The sequence below is a fragment of the Dyella sp. genome (assembly GCF_035277725.1).
Classification (GTDB): domain Bacteria; phylum Pseudomonadota; class Gammaproteobacteria; order Xanthomonadales; family Rhodanobacteraceae; genus Dyella_B.
In genome coordinates this window covers 1-17,414 of sequence record NZ_DATEJY010000250.1, presented here as the reverse complement: position 1 = coordinate 17,414, position 17,414 = coordinate 1, and the positions used below count along the sequence as shown (strand labels likewise).

Annotated in this window: 18 protein-coding genes; 10 read left to right on the top strand and 8 right to left on the bottom strand. The window is 62.6% G+C overall.

Annotated features, from left to right (window positions below; all coding sequences use genetic code 11):
- Positions 1-193 precede the first annotated feature (193 nt).
- On the top strand, positions 194-802 hold the full coding sequence (locus VJR68_RS20315) for an NfuA family Fe-S biogenesis protein (RefSeq protein WP_324150592.1): 609 nt from the start codon (positions 194-196) through the stop codon (positions 800-802).
- Between the two features lie 85 nt (positions 803-887).
- Here the strand turns inward: VJR68_RS20315 and VJR68_RS20310 are convergent, their stop codons facing one another.
- From VJR68_RS20310 to VJR68_RS20275, 8 genes are all read right to left on the bottom strand, one after another.
- A complete protein-coding gene (locus VJR68_RS20310) occupies positions 888-1,238 on the bottom strand; it encodes a cytochrome c (protein ID WP_324150591.1) in 351 nt (116 codons plus the stop codon).
- A 21-nt stretch (positions 1,239-1,259) separates the two neighbouring features.
- Positions 1,260-1,592 carry a cytochrome c gene (locus VJR68_RS20305; RefSeq protein WP_324150590.1) on the bottom strand — a complete coding sequence of 111 codons (333 nt, stop codon included), beginning with the start codon at positions 1,590-1,592 and terminating at the stop codon, positions 1,260-1,262.
- Between the two features lie 129 nt (positions 1,593-1,721).
- Positions 1,722-2,954, bottom strand: coding sequence for a TraB/GumN family protein (locus VJR68_RS20300; protein ID WP_324150588.1), 1,233 nt, complete (start codon positions 2,952-2,954; stop codon positions 1,722-1,724).
- 193 nt (positions 2,955-3,147) lie between these two features.
- Positions 3,148-4,038 (bottom strand): carbon-nitrogen hydrolase, encoded by an 891-nt coding sequence (locus VJR68_RS20295; protein WP_324150587.1) that lies wholly within the window; start codon positions 4,036-4,038, stop codon positions 3,148-3,150.
- Between the two features lie 78 nt (positions 4,039-4,116).
- Positions 4,117-4,644 carry a YbhB/YbcL family Raf kinase inhibitor-like protein gene (locus tag VJR68_RS20290; RefSeq protein ID WP_324150586.1) on the bottom strand — a complete coding sequence of 176 codons (528 nt, stop codon included), beginning with the start codon at positions 4,642-4,644 and terminating at the stop codon, positions 4,117-4,119.
- A 309-nt stretch (positions 4,645-4,953) separates the two neighbouring features.
- On the bottom strand, positions 4,954-5,706 hold the full coding sequence (locus VJR68_RS20285; protein ID WP_324150584.1) for a helix-turn-helix transcriptional regulator: 753 nt from the start codon (positions 5,704-5,706) through the stop codon (positions 4,954-4,956).
- A 13-nt stretch (positions 5,707-5,719) separates the two neighbouring features.
- Positions 5,720-6,757, bottom strand: a complete 1,038-nt coding sequence (locus tag VJR68_RS20280; RefSeq protein ID WP_324150583.1) for an agmatine deiminase family protein — start codon at positions 6,755-6,757, stop codon at positions 5,720-5,722.
- A gap of 256 nt (positions 6,758-7,013) precedes the next feature.
- The gene (locus VJR68_RS20275; RefSeq protein WP_324150634.1) at positions 7,014-7,358 is read right to left on the bottom strand and encodes a hypothetical protein; all 345 of its coding nucleotides are present in this window, start codon (positions 7,356-7,358) and stop codon (positions 7,014-7,016) included.
- Positions 7,359-7,530: 172 nt separating this feature from the next.
- On the opposite strand from VJR68_RS20275, the gene VJR68_RS20270 reads away from it, so the two are divergent.
- The 9 genes from VJR68_RS20270 to VJR68_RS20230 form a co-directional block, all read left to right on the top strand.
- The gene (locus VJR68_RS20270; RefSeq protein WP_324150581.1) at positions 7,531-9,414 is read left to right on the top strand and encodes an ABC-F family ATP-binding cassette domain-containing protein; all 1,884 of its coding nucleotides are present in this window, start codon (positions 7,531-7,533) and stop codon (positions 9,412-9,414) included.
- A 3-nt stretch (positions 9,415-9,417) separates the two neighbouring features.
- Positions 9,418-10,332, top strand: a complete 915-nt coding sequence (locus VJR68_RS20265) for a phosphoglycerate mutase (RefSeq protein ID WP_324150580.1) — start codon at positions 9,418-9,420, stop codon at positions 10,330-10,332.
- Positions 10,332-12,050, top strand: a complete 1,719-nt coding sequence (gene recJ, locus VJR68_RS20260) for a single-stranded-DNA-specific exonuclease RecJ (protein WP_324150632.1) — start codon at positions 10,332-10,334, stop codon at positions 12,048-12,050. The genes VJR68_RS20265 and recJ overlap by 1 nt, the downstream gene beginning before the upstream one ends.
- A gap of 205 nt (positions 12,051-12,255) precedes the next feature.
- Positions 12,256-12,621 (top strand): STAS/SEC14 domain-containing protein, encoded by a 366-nt coding sequence (locus tag VJR68_RS20255; RefSeq protein ID WP_324150579.1) that lies wholly within the window; start codon positions 12,256-12,258, stop codon positions 12,619-12,621.
- Positions 12,622-12,728: 107 nt separating this feature from the next.
- Positions 12,729-12,857, top strand: coding sequence for a hypothetical protein (locus VJR68_RS20250; protein ID WP_324150577.1), 129 nt, complete (start codon positions 12,729-12,731; stop codon positions 12,855-12,857).
- 116 nt (positions 12,858-12,973) lie between these two features.
- Positions 12,974-14,641, top strand: coding sequence for an asparagine synthase B (gene asnB / locus VJR68_RS20245; RefSeq protein WP_324150576.1), 1,668 nt, complete (start codon positions 12,974-12,976; stop codon positions 14,639-14,641).
- A 333-nt stretch (positions 14,642-14,974) separates the two neighbouring features.
- Positions 14,975-16,100, top strand: a protein-coding gene (prfB, locus tag VJR68_RS20240) for a peptide chain release factor 2 (protein WP_324150575.1) whose coding sequence is annotated in 2 segments (ribosomal slippage) — positions 14,975-15,049 and positions 15,051-16,100 — 1,125 coding nt in all. Because the reading frame shifts where the segments join, the coding sequence is not laid out codon by codon here.
- Positions 16,101-16,122: 22 nt separating this feature from the next.
- Positions 16,123-16,437, top strand: coding sequence for a hypothetical protein (locus VJR68_RS20235; protein WP_324150573.1), 315 nt, complete (start codon positions 16,123-16,125; stop codon positions 16,435-16,437).
- Between the two features lie 93 nt (positions 16,438-16,530).
- On the top strand, positions 16,531-17,414 hold an 884-nt coding region (locus VJR68_RS20230), incomplete at its 3' end, for an amino acid--tRNA ligase-related protein (RefSeq protein ID WP_324150572.1).

The window sequence follows — 17,414 nt, the reverse complement described above, 5'->3', positions numbered from 1 at the left end:
GATCTCCGTCGTGTGCTCAAGCGCGGGAACTGTACGCGAAAACGACGAAAGCGAACATTCGCGCGAAACAGGACTAAAATAGTGCTGTATCGCTCAAGAGCAGGCTGGAATGGCAATCCCGGCGCTCTGGCGGATTTCAGATGCTGGGATTGTCATCCCAGCCTACGCAGCATCTAGTGGTTCCGGAGCAGGCATGATCGAAATTTCCGAACGCGCGCAGCAGCATTTCCTGCGCTTACTCGCCCAGCAAGGCATCGATGGCCTGGGCATTCGCCTGCGCGTCACCTCACCGGGCACACCTGCTGCCGATTGCGAACTGGAATTCTGCGAGCCGCAGGAGCTCACCGGCGGCGAGTGGACGGTGGAGTGCCAGGGCTTCAACTTCTACATCGAAGGCGACAGTGCATCCTGGCTGGAAAACGCCACCATCGATTACGAGCCGGGCCAGACCGGTGGCCAGTTGAACATCAGGGCGCCGAAGATCAAGGGTCAACTGCCGGGTACGGATGCAGGGCTGGTTGAGCGTGTGCGCTACGTGCTCGAAGCCGAAGTGAATCCGCGCATTGCCGCGCACGGCGGACGCGTGAGCTTGTTGGAAGTAGATGCCGATGGCGTGGTGGTGCTGCAATTCGGCGGCGGTTGCCATGGCTGCGGCATGGTCGATGTCACGCTCAAGCACGGCGTGGAAAAAACACTACGCGAGCGCGTGCCGGAAATCACCGCGGTACGCGATGCGACGGATCACAAAGGTGGCGCCAATCCGTACTACAGCAAGAAGGAAGGCCAGTCTGCGATGGGCTGACGTAGGTTGGGGTGCAAACCCCAACATTGCCATCTATGTGGACACCATGATGTCGGGGTTCGCACCCCAACCTACGAAGGGCGGATCAATCGCCCTGCACGTGCCCCTTCAACGTATCCATCCTCGTCGGCAACGTTGAGTAATACGTAGCGATGTCGTCGATATCCTGATCCGATAGCGTCGCCGTGAAACCCTTCATGATCGGGTTGTTGCGGCGGCCATCCTTGTATTCGTGCAGGGCCTGCTGGATGTAGCCAAAGTACTGGCCGGCCAGCCGCGGATACTGCGGATCGACAGCGTTGCCGTCCGCACCATGGCAGGCAAAACAAGCGGCTGCCTTGGATTTGCCGTTTGCCGCATCACCGCCAGCCAGCAGCGGTGCCGACACCAGCGCAAGAGCCATACCGAACGAGAGCAGCGTGAGCGTGCGTTTCATGCAGATGGAATCCTTGAGCTGTTACTTGTTGGCAATGCTGGAAAGATACGCGGCAATGTCCTCGATCTCCTGATCGGAGAGGCTCTGCGCCTGCGCCATCATGGTCGGATGCGTGCGATCGCCCGACTTGTATTCATGCAGCGCGCTGATCAGGTACTGCTCGTTCTGCCCCACGATCTTCGGCACCGGATATTGCGGGTACGCGTTGTTGGTGCCGGGAACGCCATGGCAACCATTGCAGGTATAGACGAGGGTACGGCCGTTTTTCTTGTCGCCCGTGGCATGGGCGGAGCTGGAACAAAGCAGAACAGCTGCAGTGATGGCGGCCAGGCCAAACAATTGCAATCGAATCATCAAAAGGATCCCCAAGGTTCCAGCGGATGCGTGCAACGTACTCGGCCGAGTATAGAGGCTGCTCCGGAGCCGTCACAATGGGCGATGCAGGCGCACGGGTCGCGACAAAAAGCCGCGCATCCCCGCCAATCAGAACAGGTTCTTGAGAATGTGGATGCCCGCGGTGTACTCGCCGACGATGGTTCCAAGGCAAACCAGGAAGAAGTTGAGCAGCGTGCGCGCCACGCGGTTGGTCCACCAGCCGCTCCAGTGCACGATGTCATCGCGCAGGCTTTCGAAATCCGCCACGCGCGGCCGGCGTACCCACGCCTCCACCATCGCGCTGATGCCGCCGGATGGAATGCCTGGGCGGAACGGCTTGATCGGTCCGGCAATGAAAGCGGCGATGATGCTCAACGGATGCGCACGCGCCAGCAGCGCGCCGATCGCCGAGAAGCCGCCGGTAAACAGCACCCAGTCGCGCAAGGCTTGTGCACCCAGCGCCGTGTTGCGATGGAAGGCATAGCCGATTGCCGCAAACACCAATAGCACAAGGCCTACTGCAAGCCATTTCGGCCACTTCGCCTTGGGTGGCGTTTTGGCCAGCTCGGCCACGGTGTCGCTGGGGTCGGCCTGCTGGATGCGCAAGTGTTCGCACAGGCCTTTTAGATGCCCCGCGCCGATCACCACCAGTACCTTGCACGGGTTGGCGGTGACCGAACGTCCGGCTTCCTCGCGCAGACGCGCGGCCATGTATGCATCGCGTTCGGCGATCAGGCTGCGATATAGCGGCGCCGATTCGTTGGCAAATTCGCTGAAGGCGCTTTCCAGCATGTCGCCTTGCTTGAGCTTCTCGATTTCCTTCTCGTCGATCGTCTCGCGCTCGAACACGCTGGCCAGCATGCCGCCGAGCAGGCCGAAGCGCTGCCAGAAACCCACGCTATGCCAGGCACGCTTGAGCGTAGTGCCCACTTCGCGATCGACCAGCCATAGCGGCACGTTGAGTTCGGCCGCGCCATCCATCGCCGCCTTCATTTCGGCGCCGGGCTGGATGCCGTACTGATCGGCGAGACGTTTCTGGAACGTGGACAACACCAGGCTCGCCGCCACCATGCCGGCCTTGCCTTCGCGGATCACGCGGAACAAGTCCATTTGCTTGAAGGCTTCCGGATCGCGCATGCCCTGCGCACGGCTTTCGCACAATTCCACTGCGATGGCATCGAACGACTCGCTCGCCAGCAGCGCCTTCACCGCGTCGACGCTGGCGCGTGACACGTGTGCCGTGCCCAGCACCACATACTCCACCCCATCGCGCTGCACGCGCTCGATCGGCTGGCCGCTGAGGTCAGGCTTGGTGGGCAGGTGGGTTTCGGGGACGCTCATGCGGGGTGATGCAGGTGAGAGGGGGCACCCAGCATGGAGATTCAGGGTGCCCAGTGCAAGCTTGTCTTTGAAAAGATGAGGATTTGGCCGCTGTCGCAGGCGAATTTCACCGGACGGTAGGTTGGGGTGCGACCCCCAACATTCCTGCGTCACCTTGCATGGCGATGTTGGGGTTCGCCCCCCAACCTGCAAATCAATCGCGGAAGCGCTTCAATAGATCGCCGTACGCATCAATCCGGCGATCGCGCAGGAACGGCCAGATGCGCCGCACGTGTTCGCTGCGCGCCATGTCGATCTCGACGATCAGCAATTCGCGCTTGTCGGAACAGGCCTGGGCCAGGAACTCACCTTGCGGTCCGGCCACAAAGCTGTTGCCCCAGAACTGGATGCCCGCACCCACGCCGGCCGGATCAGGTTCGAAGCCGGTGCGGTTGCAGGCCAGCAAGGGAATACCGTTCGCCACCGCGTGACCGCGCTGCACGGTGATCCACGCTTCGCGCTGGCGGTCCTTTTCGTCTTGCGCGTCGTTGGGGTCCCAGCCGATCGCAGTGGGATAGAGCAGCAATTCGGCGCCGGCAAGCGCCATCAGGCGCGCGGCTTCCGGATACCACTGATCCCAGCACACCAGCACGCCAAGGCGGCCTACCGAGGTGTCGATCGACTCAAAGCCCAGGTCGCCCGGCGTGAAATAAAACTTCTCATAGAACGCCGGGTCGTCCGGAATGTGCATCTTGCGGTACTTGCCGGCGATCGCCGCGGAGCGATCGAAGACCACCGCGGTGTTGTGATACAGCCCGGCGGCGCGCTTTTCGAACAGCGATGACACCACCACCAGCTTCAATTCCTCGGCCAGCTTGCCGATGCGCGCGGTGCTATGGCCGGGAATGCTCTCGGCATTGTCGAACTCGTTGACCGATTCGTGCTGGCAGAAATACGGGCCGTTGTGCAGCTCCTGCAGCAGCACAAGTTCGGCGCCGGCCGCGGCGGCTTCGCGCAGTCCAGCTTCGATGGCGTCGAGATTGGCGTCGCGGCTGCCGCGGTGCGTTTCCTGCAGCAGCGCGACCTTCAGGGTCTTGCGGGTCATGGGGTGTTTCCTGGTCGCTTGGCGGCGAGAAACGCATAGTGTAGGCGAATGTGCGCAATACCAGAGTGCGATGGAACGCTATCGCCCGTACGTCAGTGTCTGCTGCGCCTTGCCCAGCACATGGCCGTGCACCATGAAACCCGCCAGCGCAGCGCTGGCGCCGTCAGGAATATCCAACTGCGGCACGTCCAGCGCATACACGGTGAAGACATAGTGATGCGGCTTGTCGCCCACCGGCGGACAAGGGCCGCCCCAGGTGGTGGTGCCGAAGTCGTTGTGTACGCCGCGCGCGCCGGTGGGCAAGGCACCGCCTTCCGGTAACGAATGGGTCGACGCGGGCAGATTGATCACCACCCAGTGCCACCAGCCGCTGCCAGTGGGCGCATCGGGGTCGTACACCGTCATCGCGAAGCTGCGCGTGCCTACTGGCTGTCCTTGCCATTGCATGGCGGGAGCAAGGTTCTGCCCGCTGCAGCCGAAGCCGTTGAAGGTGTACTTCGGGGCAATATGGCCGGCGGCGTCGGCGGCCTCGACACGCAAGGAAAAATTCCCTGCATGGACAACGGTGGCACTCAAGGCAAACAAGACAGCAAACGTACGGAGCATGGGCAAGCACTCGTGTGGGTGGATGGCGGCAGGATACGCAGGCATCCCCCGCCGACCTGCCACGCCACGCGCAATCAATCGCCCGAAACGCTCATGCTTTCTTCAACGCCAGTCGCCTCTACCTTGCTCACCTGCGCATCCACCACGGTGGCGGCCACCATATCGCTGCCCACGTTCACGGTCGTGCGCAGCATGCCTTGGAGAATGCGCGTGGCGAGTGATTTGGAAACAGTGCTCTTCCGGTGAGTCCTTCTGCCCAAGGCGGGGGCTAACCGAGAACTTTTAAGGTGTGATGTCGGTCAGCGCCTGTCACTCACGCAATTCGGAAGGCAGCGTGCCGAAACGCATGCGAAATCGCGTCGCAAAACGTGAAGGCGAGAGATAGCCGCAATCCTCGGCAATACGCTTGAGCGGCTGCGATGTGGTCTGGATCAAGGTAAGCGCGCGGGCCAGGCGCACTTCTTCCAGCACGGCACGAAAACTCGTGTTCTCGGCGGCCAGCTTGCGGCGCAAGGTCGCCACGCTCATCGCCAGTTGCGCAGCCATTTCTTCGGCCTGCCACGCTTTGTTCGGTGTCTCGGCCAGCAGTATGCGTACGCGCTCGGCCATCGCGGGCGCTTGCGTCGGCACGGGGCGAAAGCCGCTCAAGTCGAGCGCTTCCAGCAATTCACGCACGCGATGCACCAGTACTGCTTGCGGCAATGGCTGCTGCAAGCCGAGTTCCACATGCGCAAAGGACTGATCCAAGGCCGGAGAGGACGGCAATACCGCCCAGGTGACCGGCGCGGTATCCGCTGACCATTGCTTTTCCAGCAGCAGTTCGCGCGACACCGCCACGCAACTGGAGCGATATGGCCCGTCGCTGGCTGGCAGGTTTTCCACATTCAGCAGCATGCCGGGCGTGACCACCAGATAGTGGCCCACGTCGACAGCTTCGCGCCGCATGCCATCCGCCAGCCGTTTCTGCCCGGCACGGATGCGCGCCACGATGAAATCGCCGAACGGCACCGCAGCCATGCGCTGCCGGCGCCTGGCATAGAAGTTGAGCAGCGCGACGCTCATGCGGCGTGCTGGATCAGCCCAGCAACCCCGCCGGCAATTGCATGGTGATGCAATGCAAGCTGCCGTTTTGCCAGATCAACGGACGGCAGGGAACCTGCACCACCACACGGCCAGGATGCGCTTCGCCGATGATGCGCGCGGCTTCGTTGTCGGCCGCATCACCATAAGCCGGCACCAGCACCGCGCCGTTGACGATCAGGTAGTTCGCGTAAGACGCGGCCAACCGGCGACCGTCATCGAGGATCGGCTCGGCCCAGGGCAACGGATACAGCGTGTAGGGTTTGCCATCCGGCGTGCGCAGCGCGGCCAGTTCTTCGCCCATGCGCTGCAATTCGGCGTGGTGTACGTCGCTGGTATCGTCGCAAGCCTGATAAACAATGCGATCGCCCGGCGCAAAGCGCGCCAGCGTATCGATGTGCGCGTCGGTGTCGTCACCTTCCAGATAACCGTAATCGAGCCACAGCACGCGCTTGGCGTGCAGGCTGTCGCGCAGGATGTTGCTCATCTCCTCGCGCGATTGCTCCGGATGCCGCTGCGTAAGGCAGCGCCACGTGGTGAGAATGGTGCCGACGCCATCGCTTTCGATACCGCCGCCTTCCAGCGCCCAATCGATGCGTTGATGCTCGGCCGAACCGAACACGCCGGCCTGCACCAATCCAGCGATCAACGCATCATCCTGCTCCGCACCGAACTTGCCGCCCCAGCCGGTGAAGCGGAAATCGGTGAGCTGGAAGTGTTGGTTGTCGCCGCGCAAGGTGATCGGGCCGGAATCGCGCAACCAGGTATCGTCGTAGGGCAGCTCCACGAAGCGGATGCGCGACAGATCCGCATGCGCCACTTGCAGCTTCGCCGTGGCGTGCGCGCGCAACGCGGCATCGGCCACCACGATGATCAGCGATTGGAAACGCGTAACTGCCGCGGCCAGCGCGACATAGGTGGATTCCACTTGTTCGAGCCGCTCGGCCCAGTCGGTGCCGTCATGCGGCCAGGCAATCAGCACGGCGGCCTGCGGCTCCCATTCGGCCGGCAGGCGCAAGGTGGAATCGGTCATGGGGACGACACTCGCGCTAAGAGGAAGCGCCTGGCGGCTGGCCAGGCTGGCAAGTGTGGAAGTTTACGATGCCGCCGATAGTTGCGCGAGGAGGCTTGTACTGAGATGGCCCAATCTTGCCTCCCCGTCATTCCGGCGAAGGCCGGAATCCAGTACAAACATGACGTGCGAAGCACTCAGCATAACGAAGTGTTATGTGTGCTTCGCACGACGTATTTAAAACTGGATTCCGGCCTTCGCCGGAATGACGAGCGGGTTAATTCACCGCCGCTGGATTCCGGTTATTTCCCGCCGGCGTATTCAACACTGCATGAATCACGTGGCTTTTCTCGAAGTACACGATGAAATTCGAGTACTCCCAGCGGTTGATGGTCGGATGATGTGCCGAATCCCCGCCGCGCGGCGACAGCTTGCGCAGCGGTGCGCCGTACTGTTTCTCCACCTGCGCCATGCTCATGCCGCGGGCCGGCAGGTGCATGGTTTTCTCTTCCTGCACGCGCTGGGTGAGCGTTTCCTGGGCATGGGCAGCCTGCGACGCGGCCAGCCCGGCGCCAAGGGCCATGGCTGCCAGCAAGGGCAGGGTGTGACGGTGCTTGAACATGATTCCCCTCTCCGCACAAAGCGTTGCCGCGCTGTTGTAGCAGAACCGTTGAAGACACGCCACGAGCAAAACCGGCAGATGTGATGGAGCGCCGATCTGCATGAACCTGGGCGCCGCTGACCGTTATCATGTGCGGCTTCGGGCGCGACGCCCGGCTTAGCCAGACCTCCCCATGATTGCGTTCCGCCACTTCGCCCTGCGCCGCGGCAGCCGGTTGCTGCTTTCCGATATCGACCTCGTCATCCAGAGCGGTTGGCGCCTGGGCGTGGTGGGCCGCAACGGCTGCGGCAAGTCCAGCCTGTTTGCCGCGTTGCAGGGGCACCTCGAAGCCGATGCGGGCGAGCTGGACATGCCGGCCAGGCTGCGCCTGGCTTCCGTGGCGCAGGAAACGCCGGCCTTGCCCGATCCTGCCATCGACTACGTGATGGGCGGCGACGTCGAACTGGCCGCCGCCATGCGCGAGGAAGCCGATGCCCAGGCACGCGGTGACATGGAAGCGATGGCCCGCGCCCATCACCGCATTGAAGAACTGCATGGCTATGACGCGCGCGCCCGCGCCGGCCGCCTGTTGCATGGCCTCGGCTTCAGCCCGGAGACGCATGAGCGTGCGGTGCAGGAGTTTTCCGGCGGCTGGCGCGTTCGCCTGAACCTGGCCCGCGCCCTGATGGCGCCATCCGACCTGCTGCTGCTCGACGAGCCCACCAACCACTTGGACCTCGATGCCGTGCTGTGGCTGGAAGAATGGCTTCGCCGCTACCAGGGCACCTTGCTGGTGATCTCGCACGATCGCGAATTCCTCGACGGCGTGATCACCCACACCCTGCATCTCAACGAGGGCAGGGCCAAGCTCTACGCCGGCAACTACAGCGCCTTCGAGCGCCAACGCGCCGAGCAATTGCGCCTGCAGCAGATCGCGCACGAGCGTGAGCAAGCCGAACGCGCGCACTTGCAATCCTTTATCGATCGCTTCAAGGCCAAGGCCAGCAAAGCCAAGCAGGCGCAGTCGCGCATGAAACGGCTGGAAAAAATGGCTGGCACGGAAGCCATCCGTGCGGAGCGTCCGTTTCGTTTCCAGTTCGCGGTGCCGGACCGCCTGCCGGATTCCATGCTGCAGTTGGAAGACGTGGAGGCGGGATATGCCGGCACGCCTCCCGCCGTGATTCTTCGCGACGTGCGTTTCCGGCTGGAAGCCGGCGAGCGCGTCGGCCTGCTCGGCCCCAACGGCGCGGGTAAATCCACCCTGGTGAAAACCCTGGTTGGCGAGTTGCCCGCGCTGCACGGCGAGCGCAAGGTGCACAAGGACCTGAAGATCGGTTACTTCGCCCAGCACACCGTCGAAAGCCTGCGCGAAGGCGCCAGCCCTTTCGATCATCTGCAGGACAAGGCGCCTGGCGTAGGCGCACAGGTATTGCGTGACTTTCTCGGCGGCTGGAATTTCGCCGGCGATCGCGCCTTCGAATCCGTCGACGGGTTTTCCGGTGGCGAACGCGCACGCTTGGCGCTGGCGTTGATCGCCTGGGACAAACCCAACCTGTTGCTGCTCGACGAACCGACCAACCATCTCGATCTCGACATGCGCGAAGCGCTGGCCGATGCGCTGGCCGATTTTGATGGCGCACTGGTGCTCGTCTCGCACGATCGCCATCTGCTCGGCATGGTCTGCGACAGCTTCTGGCGCGTGGCCGATCACAAAGTGGAAGCGTTCGACGGCGACCTGGACGATTACGCCCGCTGGCTGCGTGCACGCGGCGCCGCGCCGAAGAAAACAGAGACAGAAGCCAAGCCGGTCGAATCCGCCGCCGATCGCCGCCGAGCCGCCGCCGCGCAACGCGAAAGCGAAAAGGCCTCGCGCCAGCGCGTCAAGAAAATCGAAACGCGTGTCGCGACCATTGATGACGAGCTGGGCAAGCTGGAACAGAAACTCGCCGACCCGCAAACCTACAACGGCCCCACCGCCGAACTGATGAAACTCAGCCAGCGCCAGGCAGAATTGCGCAAAGAAAAAGAAACGCTCGAAGCCGAATGGCTCGAGCTGTACGAGCTGCTCGAAGCCTGAGCCATGACGGACCCCGTACCGCAAACCCTGGAATGCTGGCTGCCTGCCTGGCAGCGGTTCGACCACGCACATCCGTTGCGCGCTTGGCTGCAGCGAGCGGATCGTCTTCCCGGCGGTGCGGTGGGCTACCTCGGCGGTTTGGCCGCCTATTTTCATTGCGACGCCGGCATGCCGGCAGCGGCGCTCACGCGCGAATACTTGCACGGCGATGCCGGTGACGCCTGTTGGCTCGGCGCCGACCCGGCCTGGGTGCAGCCGGATATGACTGGCGCGCGCCTGATGGCCTGCGGCCAGTTGCCGTTGAGCATGGACGAAGCCGAAGCACTGGCCGAACCGCTGCAAGCCGTGTTTGCCGACGAAGGCATGAAGCTGGAAATCTCCTCCGCGCAACGCTGGCATCTGCGCTTGCCGGCGCAAAGCACGTTGCCCGATTTCGCCGCACCGGAAGCTGCGCTCGGCGAAGACCTCTATGAGCATTTACCTCAAGGCGAGGCAGCGCGCCGCTGGCGTGTGCTGTTCAACGAAGTGCAAGTCATGCTGCATCAACACCCGCTCAACGCACAGCGCCGTGAACGCGGATTGCCGCCGATCAACAGCCTGTGGTTCTGGGGCGGCGGTGTGTTGCCAGCGCAGGTAAGTACGGCGCTAAGCGGCGTGATCGGTGAAGACGTGTTGCTGCTGGCGTTGGCCAAGCGCGCAGGCATTCCCGTGCAGCGCCGCACGCGGCTGGACTCGGCCAAGGCTGGTTGGTTGATCGATTTGCAGGATCAGCCTGTCGATGTGATCGCCTCGGAGTGGTGGCCTACGTTGCAGCAACTGGGCAAGCGCGAACCGCTGCGGTTTGCCTTCGCCAGCGGCGAGCGCTGGCTGCATCGTCCCTGGCATCGCCTGCGTTTCTGGCAGCGGAGCAAACCGTGATGCGGCAGGTATTGAAGCGTCGCCCGCTGCTGGGTGAACCGGCAGGCTGGGGCGATGCCGTGCATCCGGTACTGCAACGCATCTATGCCGCACGCGGTGTGCTGAGCCCCGAACAAGCCGAGCATCGCTTGAACCGGCTGCTGTCGCCGCAGCATTTAAGCGGCATGCAACAGGCGGTGCTGCTGCTGGCGGAGGCGATTCGCAACGACATCTCGATCATGATCGCCGGTGACTACGATTGCGACGGCGCGACCGGCACGGCGGTGGCGGTGCGCGGCTTGCGCATGCTTGGTGCACGTCATGTCGACTACGTGGTGCCCAATCGCTTTATTCACGGCTATGGGCTGACGCCGGAACTGGTGGCATCGCTGCCATCGCACGCGCAGCTGATCGTTACCGTCGACAACGGCATCGCGAGCATGGGCGGCGTGGCTGCCGCACACGCGCGCGGCATGCGCGTGATCGTCACCGATCATCATCTGCCGGGCGACCACCTGCCGGAGGCGGATGCCATCGTCAATCCCAACGTGCAGGGCGATGGTTTTCCCAGCAAGGCGCTGGCGGGCGTCGGCGTGATGTTCTACGTGCTGCTGGCCTTGCGTGCGCATCTGCGCGAACAAAGCTGGTTTGCGATGAAAGCGGAACCCGATTTATCGGTACTGCTGGATCTGGTGGCACTGGGCACTGTCGCCGATCTGGTGCCGCTGGACTACAACAATCGCGTGCTGGTGGAAGCGGGCATGAAACGCCTGCGCAGCCGCCGCGGTTGTGCAGGCATCCTGGCCTTGATCGAAGCCAGCCAACGCAGCGCCGTCTCGCTATGTGCCAGCGATTTCGCCTACGCCATCGGGCCGCGCTTGAATGCGGCGGGGCGGCTGGAAGATATGCGGCTTGGCGTCGAATGCCTGCTCACCGACGATGCCGCGCAAGCGCGACGTTATGCGGAGCTCTTGAGTTCCATCAATCAGGAACGCCGTGATCTGCAGGCGGCGATGGTGGCGGAAGCGGAAATCATGGTGGCCGCCGCTGCGAACGTGGACGTGCAAAGCGTAGGCGTCACACTGTTCGAGCCAGGCTGGCATGCCGGCATCGTCGGCCTGGTCGCATCCAAATTGAAGGAGCGCCTGCACCGTCCCGTGATCGCCTTTGCACCGGCGGGCGAGGATGATCCCGATCATTTGCGCGGTTCGGCGCGTTCCATCGCCGGTTTTCATATCCGCGATGCGCTGGCCGTGGTCGATGCACGCCACCCCGGCTTGATCGAACGCTTCGGTGGCCACGCCATGGCGGCGGGGCTCAGCTTGCCTGCGCAGCACTACCCGCGTTTCGCCGAAGCTTTCGACGCGGTCGCGCGCGAATGGTTGAGCGAAGAACAACTGCAGGCCATTCTCTACACCGACGGCGAAATGCCCGCCGGCATGTTCACGTTGGAAATGGCGCGCATGCTGCGTTATGCCGGCCCGTGGGGGCAGGCGTTTCCTGAGCCGGTATTCGAAAACCGCTTCGAATGCTTCAGTTGGAAACCGATGGGCGAGCGGCACCTGCGCTTAAGCCTGCGCGATCCGCGCGACGACGTGGTGCACGATGCGGTGATGTTCAATGCCTATGAAGGCAAGCCGCCGCCGAGCATGATGCGGGCCGCTTATGAGCTGACCATCAATGACTGGCAGGGCAGGGAGTCGCCCCGGCTTTTGCTGCGCTATATGGAGCCTGCGTAGGTTGGGAGTAACCAAAAATGCCTCCCATACAGCGTGCATCTTGATGCTGCCGTGATCGGCTCCCTCCCCTGCAAGCAGGGGAGGGCATGATCTTCGCCTTGGAGTTTGCATTCCGTCCTGAGTGAATTTCACGCCGCTTCACTTGTACAAAGGCTCAAATCGCGCTTGGATAACACTCTCGGCCGAAGCACCAAGGAGCGACGTCATGATCGAACAACTCCCTTCGCTGCCCGCAGGCATTCTCGGCTTCCGCATGCGCGGCCTCGTCACCGCGCAGGACTATGAAAACGTGATGGTGCCGGACATCGAAGCGGCCTTCGCGCTGAATCGCAAGCTGCGCCTGGTGATCCACATCGGCGACGACTTCACCGGCTTCGCGCCCGGCGCCATGTGGGATGACGTGAAACTTGGTTTCCGCCACATCAGCGGCTGGGAGCGCACCGCGCTGGTCACCGACGTGGGTTGGGTGCGCGTGATGTCCAGCATGTTCGGATTCGCCATGCCCACGCATTTCAAGCTGTTCACGAACGCGGAACTCGACGAGGCCCTGCGCTGGGTGTCCTCGATATAGGCCGGGCGTTGGCTGGGCTAAAACCGGCAGAACAGCCGGGCGGTTCGTGGCTTAGGTAACAACTGCAACCGTTGCGAGCGGTACGGACTTGTGTTTTAGTCGACGCCATGCACACCTTTCTCGCCAGCCACCTCGCCAACCACGCCGCCTTTGCGGCGCGTGCTGCCGTGGCTGCAACACGCCTGAATAACAACGCCAATAACAATAACCGCAACCGCGGACGGGCCGGCGTGTAGACGGGAGCAACAAACCTATACACGCAAAAGGGCCCGCCAAAGTGCGGGCCCTTTTGTTTTCTAGTACTTCGTTTTCTAGCGTTTCACCCAACCAGCGAACCTAAGGAAATCCCATCATGTGCGCCATCTTCGGAATGTTCGATCTTCAGCCAGGCGATGACCTGGCTGCGCTACGCCTGCTAGCCCTGGAGTTGTCGCAACGACAGCGCCATCGCGGACCGGATTGGAGCGGGGTATTCGTGGATGCGGGCGTGATCCTGGTGCACGAACGCCTGGCCATCGTCGACCCGGCCAGTGGCGCACAGCCGCTGCGTTCTCGCGACGGTCACCTGGCGCTGGCGGTGAACGGCGAGATCTACAACCACCGCGAGCTGCGCGCGCACAGCAGCTACGACTTCACCACCGGCTCCGATTGCGAAGTGATCAACGCGCTCTACCGCGAACAGGGCGCGGATTTCCTCAACAAGCTCAACGGCATTTTTGCGTTCGCCCTGTGGGATGGCGATGCGAAGCGCTACCTGATTGCACGCGATCCCATCGGCGTGTGTCCGCTGTATTGGGGGCATGATGCGCAAGGCCGGTTGCTGGTGGCGTCGGAAATGAAGGCGCTGGTTGGCGTATGCGCGGACGTTGCGCCGTTTCCGCCCGGACACGTTTACGACAGCACCACCGGCGAATTGCAGCGTTACTACCAGCGTCCGTGGCGCGATTACGAAGCCACCAAGGGCCATGGCCCGGGCGAACTGCGCCAGGCCTTCGAGCAAGCCGTGCACCGCCAGTTGATGACGGACGTGCCGTATGGCGTGTTGCTTTCCGGCGGCCTGGATTCGTCGCTGGTCGCTGCCTGCGCCGCGCGCTTTGCACGCGAACGCGTGGAGGATGACGATCGCAGCGAAGCCTGGTGGCCGCGCCTGCATTCCTTCGCCATCGGACTGGAAGGCTCGCCCGATCTTGCTGCGGCAAAAGTCGTCGCCGATGCGCTCGGCACCGTGCACCACGGTTTCGTCTACAACTTCTGGGAAGGCCTGGATGCGCTGCCGGAAGTGATTCGCCACATCGAAACCTACGACGTCACCACCATTCGCGCTTCCACGCCGATGTACTTGCTCGCGCGCCGCATCAAGGCCATGGGCGTAAAGATGGTGCTGTCTGGCGAGGGCTCCGATGAGATCTTCGGCGGTTACCTCTATTTCCACAAAGCGCCTTCGGCCGAAGCCTTCCACGAAGAAACCGTGCGCAAGCTCGACGCGTTGCACAGCTACGACTGCCTGCGTGCCAACAAGTCGATGATGGCCTGGGGCGTGGAAGCACGCGTGCCGTTCCTGGATCTGGAATTCATGGAAACGGCCATGAGCATGGATGCCCAATACAAGATGGCGGGCAAGGGACGCATCGAAAAAGCCGTGCTGCGCGAAGCGTTTGCCGGTGCCTTGCCGGAATCGATCCTGTGGCGGCAGAAGGAGCAGTTCAGCGACGGCGTGGGCTACGGCTGGATCGATGGCCTGAAAGCGCACGCCGAGCAGGCGGTCAGCGATCGCGAATTCGCTGCCGCTGCCTCGCGCTATCCCTTCAACACACCGGCGACGAAAGAGGCGTATCTGTATCGCCGCATCTTCGAGAAATTCTTCCCGGGTGAGGCCTGCGCCGCGACGGTGCCGGGCGGCAAATCGATCGCCTGTTCGTCGCCTGCGGCACTGGCGTGGGATCCGGCGTTTGCCGCGATGGCCGATCCCTCCGGACGTGCGGTACGCGACGTGCATACGCACGCGCTCGCAACCCCGTAGGTTGGGGTGCGAACCCCAACATCGCCAGGCCAGCGGATAAAAAGGTTGGGATTCGCACCCCAACCTACGCACTGCGAAAACGTTGAACTCGTCGTCCCGGCGAAAGCCGGGACCCAGTGACTTTCTGGGGCGCCCAAAGTCACTAGGCCCCGGCTTTCGCCGGGGTGACGATTTGAGATTTTTCGTCGTATTCGAGCGAAGTGCGGTGAGTGCCATTGCCGTTGGGGTTCGCACCCCAACCCACGCTCGTCCCTAGGCGCCTCTGCCCCCTGTTTGCTAGCATTGCCGTTTGTCTCGCGCCCATCGGGCGCCATCCCTCCAGGGTTCAACACCATGATCGAAACCAATCCGATCCTTGCGCAGATCACGGACCTTACGGCCCGTATCGAGTCGCTTAGGGGGTATCTTTGACTACGACGCCAAGCGTGAGCGTCTGGAAGAAGTAAGCCGCGAACTGGAAAGCCCCACCGTGTGGGACGATCCGCCCCGCGCACAGGAACTGGGCCGCGAACGCGCCCGTCTCGACACCATCGTCAGCGGCATCGACCGCATCAGCTCCGGCCTCGCCGATGCTGGCGAATTGCTGGACATGGCCGCCGCCGACGGCGACGAAGCCACCGTGCAATCCGTGCAGACCGACGTCGGCAAGCTCGACGCCGAAGTGGGCAAGCTGGAATTCCAGCGCATGTTCTCCGGCAAGATGGACTCGGCCAACGCTTTCGTCGACATCCAAGCCGGCGCCGGTGGCACCGAGGCGCAGGACTGGGCCGAAATGCTGCTGCGCATGTACCTGCGCTGGTGCGAATCGCGCGGCTGGAAAACCGAGCTGATGGAAGTCAGCGCCGGCGACGTGGCCGGCATCAAGTCCGCTACCTTCCGCGTGGAAGGCGACTACGCCTATGGCTGGCTGAAAACCGAAATCGGCGTGCACCGCCTGGTGCGCAAGAGCCCGTTCGACTCCGACAATCGCCGCCACACCAGCTTCACCTCGGTGTTCGTGTCGCCGGAAGTGGATGACGACATCGACATCGAGATCAACCCGGCCGATTTGAAAACCGACGTGTACCGTTCGTCCGGTGCCGGTGGTCAGCACGTCAACAAAACCGAATCGGCCGTCCGTATCACCCACGTGCCCAGCGGTGTGGTGGTGGCCTGCCAGACCGAACGCAGCCAGCACGCCAACCGCGACCGCGCCATGAAAATGCTGGCCGCCAAGCTGTACGAACTGGAGATCCAAAAGCGCAACGCCGAAAAGGATGCGCTGGAAGCAACCAAGTCCGACATCGGCTGGGGCAGCCAGATCCGCAACTACGTGCTGGACCAGAGCCGTATCAAGGATCTGCGCACCGGCGTGGAACGCACGGATACGCAAAAGGTGCTGGATGGCGATCTCGACGATTTCATCGAGGCCAGCCTGAAGGCGGGTCTGGACGCTGGCGCCAAGCGCGTCGATGCTTGATTACCGATCGAGGAGTCATTGCATGAACCGCAAAACGATCTATGCAGCTCTCTTTGCATGTGCCGGTGCCGCGTTCTTCAGTCACGCAGCGCTCGCTGCTGACCAGACCGTCAAGCAGGATGCCAAAGACGCCGGACATGCGATTGGCAACGGTGCGCGCGACGTTGGTCACGCCACCGCACATGTCGCCAAAACCATTGGTCATGGTGCCAAAGAGGCAGGCCAGGGCATCGGGCATGGCGCCAAGGAAGTGGGTCACGGCGTTGCGCACGGTACGCGCGAAGGTTGGGATGCCACCAAACATGCCGTGAAACGTACGTTCGGCAAAGACAATTGACGCACGTCTTGTTCCAGAACAAATCCACTCTGGCTTTGACCTTTAAAGAAACACCTGGCACTCGATTTGAGCGCCGGCAGCAATGGAATCTCCATGAGCGAACCTACTGACAACCTGCCCGTCGACGAAAACAAGCTGATCGCCGAGCGCCGCGAAAAGCTGAAGACGCTGCGCGAGCAGGGCATCGCCTTTCCGAACGACTTCAAGGTCGACAGCTTCGCTGGCGATTTGCAAACTGAGTTCGAAGACAAGGAACAGCACACCGCCGAAGTCATCGAAGCCTTGGCGCGCCATGTCAAAGTCGCCGGCCGCATCGTGCTCAAGCGCGTGCAAGGCAAGGTCAGCTTCGTGCAGATGCAGGATTTCACCGGCCGTATCCAGCTGTTCATTCACCAGGGCACGGTGGGCGAGGCGACGTACGAGGCATTCAAGGGCTGGGACGTCGGCGACCTGGTCGGCGCCGAAGGTGTGCTCATGCGCACCAAGACCGGTGAGCTGTCGGTGAAAGTGCAAACGCTGCGCCTGCTCACCAAGAGCCTGCGTCCACTGCCGGACAAGTGGCATGGCCTGGCCGACGTCGAGCAGCGCTATCGTCAGCGCTACGTCGATTTGATCGTCACCGAAGAAGCGCGCCGTGCCTTCATGCTGCGCTCGAAGATCATCGGCTACATCCGCAAGTGGCTCGAAGCCGAACCATACCGCTTCATGGAAGTGGAAACGCCGATGATGCACATCATCCCCGGCGGTGCGACGGCGCGTCCCTTCATCACGCATCACAACGCACTGGATATCGATCTTTACCTGCGCGTGGCGCCGGAGCTGTATTTGAAGCGCCTGGTGGTGGGCGGTTTCGACCGCGTCTACGAGATCAACCGCAACTTCCGCAACGAGGGCGTGTCCACGCGGCACAACCCCGAATTCACCATGCTGGAGCTGTACCAGGCTTACGCCACTTATCACGAGATCATGGACCTCAC